Below are 9,688 nucleotides of genomic sequence, written 5' to 3' on the forward strand. Positions count from 1 at the left end.
GTTAATCAACACGCCTGATTTTATATATAAATACAATGAAATTCAAGCATATCCAATAACTCTACCTTATCACTTTAATGCAAATGGAGTAAAATATAATTGTCATTTCTTGTTTTAATCATAATAATAACTTCCAGCAAACTTTGAGAGGAGATACACAATTGCATTTAAATGCTTATTTAAATCAGATAGCTAAAAGATATTCTTCTGGTATTTCTAAAGAACATAGTTATAGAGGGGATTTAGAAAACCTTTTAAGAAATATTGCGCAAGGGGTTGAAATTACTAATGAGCCTGCTAATGTAACCGATTGTGGTAACCCTGATTATGTAATTACTAAAGGAAAAATTCCAATTGGTTATATTGAAGCAAAAGATATTGGAAAAGATTTAAACTCAAAAATATATAAAGAACAATTTGAAAGATATAAGACTGCTTTAGATAACCTTATAATAACTGACTACATTTGGTTTCAATTCTATAGACAAGGAGAGCTAACTCATGAGATTCAAATTGGGGAAATAAAGTCAGGAAAAATAATACCGTTGACTAAAAACTATGATGAATTTTATAACTTAATTCAAGAATTTTGTAATTTTATAGGTCAAACTATAAAATCTCCTAAAAAGCTTGCTGAAATGATGGCCAGTAAAGCAAGATTACTAGAGAATACTCTTGAAAAAGCAATCACATCTGATGAAAAGTCTCAGGAAAATACCTCTTTAAAAGATCAATATGAATCATTTAGGCAAATACTTATTCATGACTTACAACCAAAAGAGTTTGCCGATATTTATGCACAAACTCTTGCGTATGGTATGTTTGCCGCTAGATTACATGATACGAAACTAGATGAATTTACTCGCCAAGAAGCAGCAGAGCTAATTCCAAAGACTAATCCATTTTTACGAAAGTTATTTCAATATGTTGCAGGCTATGATATTGATGAAAGAATAAGAACAACAGTTGACAATTTAGCTGAAGTATTTAGAGCAACCGATGTCTCTGCTATTCTTAATAACTTTGGAGAAAGTACACAAACTACCGATCCAATTATTCATTTTTATGAAACATTTCTTGCAGCTTATGATCCTAAGCTCAGAAAAGCTAGAGGGGTTTACTATACACCTGAACCAGTCGTAAATTTTATTGTTCGAGCTGTTAATGAATTACTAGAAAATGATTTTGGACTGTCAAAAGGATTAGCAGATACTAGTAAAACTAAAATTAAAAGAGAAGTAACAGGGGTTACTATCACAAAAGGTAGAAATAAGGGTAAGGCTATTTTTGAAGAGATAGAAGTTCCAAAAGTACAAATTCTAGATCCCGCTACTGGGACAGGAACTTTTTTATCTGAAGTTATTAAATATATTTACAATAATAATTTCAAATCAATGCAAGGCGCGTGGAGTTCTTATGTAGAGGATCACTTAATCCCTCGTCTCAATGGATTTGAAATACTAATGGCTTCATACTCGATGGCTCACTTGAAACTAGATATGTTATTAACAGAAACTAAATATATACCTAAAAAAGAACAACGTTTTAATATATATCTAACCAACTCCTTAGAAGAACATCATCCAGATACAGGAACCCTTTTTGCAAGTTGGTTAAGTAATGAAGCAAACGAAGCAAACTTTATAAAACGTGATACACCTGTAATGTGTGTTATTGGAAATCCTCCGTACTCAGTAAGTAGCTCAAATAAATCAGCCTGGATTGAAGAGCTTATGTCTGATTATAAAAAAGGGTTAAATGAAAAAAACATTAATCCACTATCAGATGATTATCTGAAATTCATAAGACATGGACAACACTTTATCGACAAAAACGGAGAAGGGATTTTGGCTTTTATTTCTAACAATAGTTTTATAGATGGAATAATTCACAAACAAGTCAGAAGAAGCTTACTAGAAAGCTTTGATAAGATATACATACTTGATTTACACGGTAGTGCAAATAAACAGGAGACTTCCCCAGATGGATCTCCTGACCAGAATGTTTTTGATATCATGCAAGGCGTGAGCATAAATATTTTTATTAAAACAACTAAAGTGTCAAAGAAATTAGCTGATCTATATCATTATGACTTATTTGGTAAAAGAGAACATAAATATAATCTTCTATCAACAGAAAATTTATCTAGTATACCATGGAGTAAATTAAGTCCAAAAAGTCCTGATTATTTTTTCATTCCAAAAAACTATGATGTTGAAAAAGATTATAAGAAAGGAATAAGTGTGGCTGATTTATTCCTTGTTCATACGACAGGCATACAAACTCATAGGGATGGGTTAGTAGTAGATTTTGATAAAGAACCTTTATCGAATAGAATAAAAGATTTTTATGACACAGAATTGAGTAATTCAGAAATTGTTTCTAGATACTCATTAAAAGAAAAAGAAGAGTGGCTAAACTCCAAAAGAAAAGGAATTTTTGAGAAAGAAAAGATAAGAAGAATCGCATACAGACCCTTTGACAACAAATATATATATTATTCTAATGACTTAATTGATAGACCACGTGGAAAAGTAATGAGCCACATTCTCGAAAAAGATAATATTATTGCCCTGTTTCCTCGACAAGCAGTTACTGAAAAATTCGGATATTTCATTTCAAGACATATCACTGACAGAAACTACACTGGTACCGCTGCGCAATATGGAGCTGGGTTAGCTTTTCCATTATATCTATATAATGAAACTACAGACCAACAGGCATTTGGAGAAAACACAAGAATACCAAATTTAAACTCCGAAATATTTAAAAAAATAGAGAAAAAGCTCAAGTTAAAGTTTACTTACGAAAAGGAAGAAACTTTAAATACTTTTGCACCAATTGACATTTTAGATTATATTTATGCTTATATTAATTCTAAAAATTATTGTGAGAAATACATCGAATTCTTAAAGATAGATTTCCCAAGAGTGCCCCATCCAAAGAATAAAAAATTCTTTTGGGATATGGTGAAATTAGGTAGTTCCTTACGTGAATTACACCTCATGGAAACAACAAAAATTGAAGAACTTATTACCCGTTATCCAAACGATGGTAATAATCAAATCATAAGAAAAATTGTAAAGAATGACTGGGAAATTATTGATCAAGAGAAACAATTAGGCCGTATTTGGATAAATGAAGACCAATACTTCGAGAATATTCCTATAATAGCCTGGGAGTTTACTATTGGAGGGTACCAGCCAGCACAAAAGTGGCTTAAAGATCGTATAGGTAGAGAGTTAACTTTTGAAGATATATTATACTACCAAAAAATTATAGTTGCTCTTACTGAATCTGATAAAATCATCAGAGAGATAGATAAAACTGTCAAGTAAAAAGATAAACTTGATATTAAAATTTTATTAATTTTTATTTACTAAATGGGACAGTTGTTTAAACAACTGTCTCTTATTATTATAATAAGTCGTTCAGGACAATTTTCAGAATTTGTTTAGGTTTATATTGCGGTTGAGGTTTGATGATATTGTAGGGGGTGATTAGAGTAATAGCTGTTTTAGATGTGTATACTCATCATTCAAGATATCGACTAATTGATTCTACTATTATACTAAAAATATTGGGGGATTCTCTAAACTAAAAGGCATGAAGCGATACAGTATCCGAACTCATGCCTAACGATTTTGAACTACTTCATTTCACCGTTGCTGTTTTCTTTCAAAATATGTATGAAGGCGGTACTCACAAATTTCCTTTGTCCATCTAAATAAAAGATCCTCATCTTCTTTTCGAACATCCATGTTTAAAGAAAAAGAAGTTTCATCAAATAATAATAATCCTTTTGAACTACCACTCCACTTTGTCATTGGCATTGTAGCAATTAATTTACTAACTTTTTCTTCATCATATTCCCACATACGCTGCGCTTGCTCATCACTAAAATCAATACGCTTGCGATATTCTTTTTCCATTAAGAAATGATGGGAAAACGGTGCCACTTCTTGCGGCGAAATTGGATGGTACCACTTCTCTTTCCCTCGTTGTAACATCGCTAACAGCAACAGCATTTTATAACTTTTTGCCATCCCTGTTTTTTCTACTTCTTGCAGCTATGATTCATATCGTATAAAAACCTCTTTTTCTAGCTCTGTTAGCTCACCACTCCAAGTTAGAAATCCTACGTATGATTTAAACTCTTGACGGTACTCTTTACTCTATTCTGTACCAAGCTTGTGTAATTCTAGATACGTTGGTCTACGCCCTAATTCCATTTTTACGGTTTGATAGCTATGCAGCAGTTTCTCTTTTCGTGGCATTCTTTTTTCATCAACTCATCTAATAGCTGTTTTGCCTCTAACTCAAACTCTACTACTCAACCATCTGGAAATATGTTTTCTGAACCGCCGCCCTTAGTCGTACCTCCATCAACACGAAGCATTTGTATTTTTACATCTGCATTTCTGTAATTGGCAATTGAATCGATAACAACACAGTACTCTTTTTTCTCACGCAATCGTAACCCACGACCAATTCGCTGCGTGAAGATTGTTAATGATTCTGTTGGACGAACGAATAAGAGCGTATCCACAGAAGGAATATCAACACCTTCATTAAATAAATCAACCGTAAAGATCGCATCAAATTTTCCATTATCTAATAAAGTAATTGCATCTTCTCTTGATACGTCTTTCGTTCCAGAATGAAGAGAAATTGTTTGATAGTCATTACGATTAAAATATGTTGATAAGAAATCAGCCTGACGAATACTAGAACAGAACACAATAGTTCTCGTTTTCTTGTACTTCTTCCATGCTTCTAAAATATTGTCAGCTAACTCTTCTTTTAGCTGCACTTGCGCTAACTCTTCACTATCATACTTATTCCCAAGCCAGCGCACATCTGAATAGTCTGTATCATCATATACGCCGTAATAATGAAATGGAGACAACCAACCGCGTTGGATCGCTTCCATCTTCGTAGGTAAGGTAAGCTATGCTTTTCATGCTCCTACATATACTATTAAAAATCTGAATACTTGTATATATTACCGATCAAAAAGTCGATAGGTATATGAGTTAAAAAAGCTTGAGTTTAATTATTATAAGAGGTATAAGTTGGAGGAACAGAGGGAGATGATTGAAAGTACAACCTCTATTTTGACAAGGGGATGTCGCTGATTCGAACACAATCGGGACCATAATGAAATCCATTGATATTCAAGGAGGAAGTTCTTATGTATAGCACTAACTAAATGAAATGGTATTTTTGGTCAAAAATAGGGCAGGAAAATCTATATTCCTATTATTTATAGAAATAAAACCGTCCTTGCAGACGGTTTTATTTTATGCTTATACATTTACTTCCTCTAACTCCATTTTCATGTCATTTAATACGTTTTCTTTCAAATAAAGAAACGCAGCTTGCTCTTCTTTAGTCATACCACGAAAATCATATATTCCATCTAGCAATAACCAACTTGCATCACCTATGATATTCCGATATCGCTTCCGTTCTATCTCGTTAGGTATCATCGTAAGTATTTCCTGCGTTCTAACGATTGAGAACCTACGCTTTGCACCATCGATGAAATATACCGAAATGTCATCAATTGCTTTATTAATTTCGAAATAATATGTATTATGTCCACATTTTACTTCTGCGATATGTCGTATTAACTTCTTCTCTTCTAATACAGATACATTGTACCTCACCAATTACTTCACTCCTTTACTGTAATTCCTCCATCCATTGTATGTAAAATTTTAGCACTTTAAAGTTAACGAAGTGTAAATATAGTATAAATTTTCCATTAATAATAATTAAATTTTCTCTCTCTGTTAATATTTGTATTAAAATATGCTTATATAACTATATAGTATATAATTATTTATGCACATATTTTACAAAAAGGGGGAACTACTTTGTCTAGAGCTACAGATTTATTCGAACAAAGAATTGCAGATTGTGCCACTCTTGAAACAAAACTTCCAACTCACTTACCTGATTGGATGACTGAATTAGGTATTGTACCTAATTCAAATATTATTTCATCAAATAGAATTGGTTCTGAAGATAGAAATAATAAAACAGATGTGCTTATTCAATTAAGTGATTCAGTTAATTTGAAAGTTTCCGCCAAACTGTCTTCAGCTGATTACTTCGGAAATTGGTACGGTCACTTAAGATTTTTGGAAGAATTCGGAGAAGAGAAATTTGATAGATTAAGCCATACTATTACTGAATGGGCAAATTGGTGGATTACACAGCCAAATGCTGCTCCATTTGTTGGTGTTAGTATTTGTTTTGGTAGAAGAAGTGGTAATACAGCCATTCCGTTTTTAGATATTTTTACCCCAGAAGATGTTATTTCTGTAGTTAGAGGATATGGTGAAGAAACAGATGCTACCGCTAACTGTATGTATATTAGTAACACACCACCAAACTCTATTGATGATTTAGTACATAACTTACGCCCTATTAATCATGAAACAATTTCCCAAGCTGTAGGGGAATTTATGATTGCTTGTAGACCTATTAACCCAATGACAGAAGGTACAAATAGAGGAAAAAATGTATATACAGCATTTAAACCTTTGCATCCTCTTAACTCATTAACTACTATTACATCTGCACAAGAATTATCCAAACTAGGTGAGTTTATTCCTGTTGAACCAAATAGGTTAAATCATAACCATATTCTAAACACCTTACAAAGTGATTTTAATATTGTTATTCCTAGAAAACAATCTAGTCAATGAAAAAAACTAAAAATTCAGATAAAATCTCCTCATAAATGAAATGAAGCGAGGAGATTTTTTATGTATGTTACATATTCCATGAAACAAGTTGAAGAGAATCGAAGGTACTATGAAATGATGTATGATGCTTCGCATCATTTAGTAAAGATAGATCAAGTAATGGATTGGGATTTTGTGACAAGACAGTTAGAAGCGTTCTACCCACATCGTATCGGTCGCCCAACGAAAGATCCAATTATGTTAGTAAAAATATTATTGATTCAATATTTAGAGGGCTTTCGCTCGGTTCGTTTTACATGTAATCAAGTAAAACAGAATGCGACATATCGTTGGTTTTTAGGCATTTCTCCAACAGAAAAAATTCCAGATCACTCAACCATCTCTAAGTTTCTTTCGCACCGTTTACGAAATACAATATTTTGGGAAGAGCTTTTTCAGCATTGTCTTCGTTTGATTCATCAAAAAGGGTTTATTGCGAACGAAACATGGGTGGCGGATGAAGCTGAATTAAAAGCGAATGCAAATAAACGTATCCGTGAGACCTTGATAGAAAAGAAAGTAATAGAAGAAAAAGATAAAGATTTAGCGACGATTAACGATCACCGCTTGCGTCGTGGAAAAAAACCGCTTCCAGCAAAACCGTCAAAAACAGAAGAAAAACAGACGAATATTAGTCCAGTAGATCCTGACGCACGTTTATCCGTCAAACACGATAAACGCGGCCGATTTGCGTATTTTGAACACCGAGTAGTCGATTCGCTTCATAATTTTATTATTGCCACAGATATCACCGCTGCGAATGTTCCGGGACATCGCAAGTTGATTGAACAAATTGAATGGTTAAAACAACTATTTGGAAAGTATGCGGGAGAAATTGCCCTTGATTCAGAGTACTATAACGCCTCCCTCGCACACAGATTGTTTCAACGTCACTTCTTTGTCTACATATCTTATCGTCGATTCACGACAAAAGAACATCCGCAGTGTCGTCGCTACCACTTTAAACAAGTAAACGAGGATCTCTATGCCTGTCCTTGTGGTGTACCATTTTATTATAAAACGACAAATCGTCAAGGATATCATGAATTCAAACCACCTAAAGGAAGCTGCCAATTCTGTCCCTTTGCGAAAAAAGAAAACGAAGACCGTGTGTTACGAATTTCGATTCATCAAGACATTTACGATCAATTAAGAGAACAACGTTTGTCGATGAGAGGGAAAATTCTCCGTTCTGTTCGTCCATCTACGGTGGAACTGAGTTTCGCACATAGTAAAGAACTCCACGATTTGCGCTATGCGCGATACCGTGGAGTTCAAAAAGTTAAAACACAAGTTTTGATGACGGCCATCATACAAAACTTAAAAAAGTGGACCAAACTTCGCTCACTTAAGCGAGTTGGTTTACACCTAACACATCAAATTATAGAAGAACCCACTTTATAAAACAAATAAAAATCAAAAAATGCCAAAAAAATTTGGCATTTTCTTTGACATAATCTTTTTTCAACAAAGTGTAAATAAAAACTAGCATTAGCTAGTTTCAGGCTGTCGACAAAGTCGGCAGCCGTTTTTATCATTATTATTGGATTCTATATTTAGTTTCTTTAACTTTAATTAAAACCCATATTTTGTGGTGGAGAAGAGAGAATCTCTATTTCTTCAACTACCTCTTATAAAGAAAAGGAGTTTGTCTACACTCTGAAACTAGCATTAGCTAGTTTTTATTTATCTCTTACTCTCTTTCAAAGTTTGATTTAAGCCACGTTAAAACTTCTTCTTTATTTTTATACCCTACACGCTTTAATATTAAAACAATTTCAATAGCAGAAATGACTACTACCGGATGCTCATCATCAATAATTTCTTTATACGTTTGCATACCTACATAGGACGTTGTAACTAAAATGCCAAATTGCCTATGACGTAATCTTGATATTAGACGGGATGTATCTTTAACACCTACACCATTATTTATCTCATATCGCTTAGCTTCTAAAGAAAAATCAACTAAAATTGAGCTTGATTCAACACCAACTCGATATTTACCAACTATATCTCTTCCACCATCTCGTGTTTTCTTTGTAACGTCATAGCCAATTATATTTGAATCCATTAATTGTGCTATTTTACCAGCACACGGTTCAAAAGCTTGCCCTGTTTTAAAATAGCCGTATATTGTATCTATAATCTCTAAATCTCTTTTAGAATTAGGTAATTGCTCTTGTTTATTTCTATATTTCTTAGACTTTTTTGCCTTAAGTGGTGTATAGCAACCTTTCAATATCCAATCTTTCCATGCTTTTGGTGCATGCTTACTTTCTATCCCTTTATCAATTAATAAATCATGAATCCATTTTCTTTCTACTTCACTTACATCTAGAATTGTAAATGTTGATTTGTAATTTTGGAATCTGCAACCATTTTTTATGCTCCACATCGCTATCAAATCCTCATTAGAGCACATACCCTCATATCCTGGCACGGCAATTCCTCTGAATCTTACATCTCTACCTTTTTCTTTAGAAAAGACAAAAAATGGTGGTATTTCACTTCTGTCACCACTATGTAGACGATTAAAACACTCCCTTAAAATAATATTTCCCATTTTATTATTTCTTTCATCATGGAGGGTTCTTCCCGGTTTTTTATTATCCCCATAATAAATAAACTTACCGCTCTCAATATCAATTTCATCTACCCAATCAACATCTTCTCCAGTTGTAAATAATACAACATATTTCAAATCAAATTCCTTTTTGTTTCCCCTCGCTCTAAATCCCCCTGAATTCTCTACATACATTAATTTACTTAATACCTCATCGGATATATTTCCATTTTTACCACTTAAATACATTTCGTCCAATATTAAATTTACTTTATCTAAATTAGCAAATGAAACAGCCATAAAAACATCCTTTACTAAAAGTCTTTACTACTATTTTAACTTTTAAAACGAAAAAAGACTATAT

Annotated in this window: 5 protein-coding genes and 1 pseudogene; 3 read left to right on the top strand and 3 right to left on the bottom strand. The window is 33.0% G+C overall.

Annotated elements, in window-relative coordinates:
- Positions 1–161: 161 nt before the first annotated feature.
- Positions 162–3,338, top strand: coding sequence for a type ISP restriction/modification enzyme (locus V7024_RS21590; RefSeq protein ID WP_335523761.1), 3,177 nt, complete (start codon positions 162–164; stop codon positions 3,336–3,338).
- Between the two features lie 321 nt (positions 3,339–3,659).
- Here V7024_RS21590 and V7024_RS21595 read toward each other — a convergent pair.
- Positions 3,660–4,933, bottom strand: a pseudogene (locus V7024_RS21595) (DEAD/DEAH box helicase); the annotation flags it as partial.
- Between the two features lie 376 nt (positions 4,934–5,309).
- The gene (locus V7024_RS21600; RefSeq protein WP_335523770.1) at positions 5,310–5,672 is read right to left on the bottom strand and encodes a hypothetical protein; all 363 of its coding nucleotides are present in this window, start codon (positions 5,670–5,672) and stop codon (positions 5,310–5,312) included.
- 210 nt (positions 5,673–5,882) lie between these two features.
- Between V7024_RS21600 and V7024_RS21605 the strand changes: the two genes are divergently transcribed.
- Together V7024_RS21605 and V7024_RS21610 are read left to right on the top strand one after the other, a co-directional pair.
- On the top strand, positions 5,883–6,719 hold the full coding sequence (locus V7024_RS21605; protein WP_335523765.1) for a hypothetical protein: 837 nt from the start codon (positions 5,883–5,885) through the stop codon (positions 6,717–6,719).
- Between the two features lie 60 nt (positions 6,720–6,779).
- A complete protein-coding gene (locus V7024_RS21610; RefSeq protein WP_335523766.1) occupies positions 6,780–8,162 on the top strand; it encodes an IS1182 family transposase in 1,383 nt (460 codons plus the stop codon).
- Positions 8,163–8,451: 289 nt separating this feature from the next.
- Here V7024_RS21610 and V7024_RS21615 read toward each other — a convergent pair whose 3' ends face one another.
- Complete coding sequence (locus tag V7024_RS21615; RefSeq protein ID WP_335523768.1) at positions 8,452–9,624, bottom strand: restriction endonuclease; 1,173 nt, start codon at positions 9,622–9,624, stop codon at positions 8,452–8,454.
- Positions 9,625–9,688: the final 64 nt, after the last annotated feature.

This window comes from Bacillus sp. JJ864 (genome assembly GCF_036963045.1).
In the GTDB taxonomy this organism is placed as follows: domain Bacteria; phylum Bacillota; class Bacilli; order Bacillales; family Bacillaceae_G; genus Bacillus_A; species Bacillus_A pseudomycoides_C.

What these genes read in the sequence shown, in the direction of transcription:
- V7024_RS21615 (WP_335523768.1), bottom strand. Translation starts at nt 9,624, where the DNA reads ATGGCTGTTTCATTTGCTAATTTAGATAAAGTAAATTTAATATTGGAC.
- V7024_RS21610 (WP_335523766.1), top strand. Translation starts at nt 6,780, where the DNA reads ATGTATGTTACATATTCCATGAAACAAGTTGAAGAGAATCGAAGGTAC.